The 1,556-nt window shown below is 76.0% G+C and carries 1 protein-coding gene; it reads left to right on the forward strand.

The window, feature by feature from the left end; all coding sequences use genetic code 11:
- Positions 1-1,556: MDR/SDR family oxidoreductase (locus B9S61_RS11585; RefSeq protein ID WP_146064795.1), on the forward strand; the 1,556-nt coding region annotated here is incomplete at both ends.

The raw sequence follows: 1,556 nt of genomic DNA on the forward strand, positions 1-1,556 counted from the left end.
CTGTCCCTGCCGGACGGCGCCGCCTGGCGGCTCACCACCGACGGCCGGGGCGGCCTGGAGGACATCGCGGTGGAGCCCGATCCTGCCGCCCTCGCCCCGCTGCGCAAGGGCGAGGTGCGGATCGCGGTGCGTGCCGCCGGGCTGAACTTCCACGACGTGATCGCCGCGCTCGGCCTGGACCCGGACCCCGGACAGCAGGGGCTGGGCAGCGAGGGCGCGGGGGTCGTCATCGAGGTGGGCCCGGGTGTGGAGGACCTGGCGCCCGGGGACGGGGTCATGGGCATCTTCGGGGGCGCGTTCGGCCCGACCGTCGTCGCCGACCGCCGCACCGTCGCCCGGATCCCGGCGGGCTGGTCCTTCGCCCGCGCCGCGTCCGTGCCCGTGGTGTTCCTCACCGCCTACTACGGCCTGTTCGATCTGGGCGGGCTGCGGCGCGGGGAATCCGTACTGGTCCACGCCGCGGCCGGCGGTGTCGGCATGGCGGCGGTGCAGCTGGCCCGGCATGCCGGGGCGCAGGTGTACGCGACCGCGTCCCCGGCCAAGTGGGACGTCCTGCGGGCCGGCGGACTAGACGACGCGCACATCGCCTCGACCCGTACCACCGACTTCGCGGAGGCGTTCCTGACGGCCACCGGCGGGCGGGGCGTCGACGTGGTCCTGGACAGCCTGGCGCGGGAGTTCGTGGATGCGGGTCTGCGGCTGCTGCCGCCCGGCGGCCGGTTCGTGGAGATGGGCAAGACCGACGTCCGCGACCCGCAGACGGTCGCCCGGCAGCACCCGGGGGTGCGCTACCGGGCGTTCGACCTGATGGAGGCCGGTCCGGAACGCATCGGCGAGATGCTCGCCGAGATCCTGGACCTGTTCGAGCAGGGGGTACTGCGTCCGCTGCCCGTCACCGGCTGGGACGTCCGGCAGGCTCCGGCCGCGCTGCGCTCGCTCAGCCAGGCGCGGGGCACCGGCAAGAACGTCCTGCTGCTGCCCGCTCCGCTCGACCCAGAAGGAACCGTCCTGGTCACCGGGGCCACCGGCACCCTGGGGCGGCTGCTGGCCCGGCACCTGGTCGTCGCGCACAGCACCCGGCACCTGCTGCTGGCGGGCCGCCGGGGCGGCTCCGCCGACGGAATGCCTGAGCTGGTACGGGAGTTGACCGGGCTGGGGGCGTCGGTCACGGTCGCCGCCTGCGACGTCGCCGACCGCACCGCGCTCGCCGACCTGCTCGGCGCGGTGCCCGCCGGTCACCCGCTGACCGCCGTCGTGCACGCGGCCGGGGTCCTCGACGACGCCACCATCGCCGGGCTGACCCCGGACCGGCTCGACCGGGTGCTGCGACCCAAGGCGGACGCGGCGCTCGCCCTGCACGACCTCACCCGGGACCTCGACCTCGCGGCGCTGGTCCTGTTCTCCTCGGGCGCCGCCCAGTTCGGCGCGGCCGGGCAGGCCAACTACGCCGCCGCCAACGCGGTCCTCGACGCACTCGCCGCCGAGCGCCGCGCCGAGGGGCTGCCGGGCCTGTCCATCGGCTGGGGCCTGTGGGAGGAGCGCAGCGAGATGACCGC

Source organism: Streptomyces sp. SM1 (genome assembly GCF_002910825.1).
Taxonomy (GTDB): domain Bacteria; phylum Actinomycetota; class Actinomycetes; order Streptomycetales; family Streptomycetaceae; genus Streptomyces; species Streptomyces okerensis.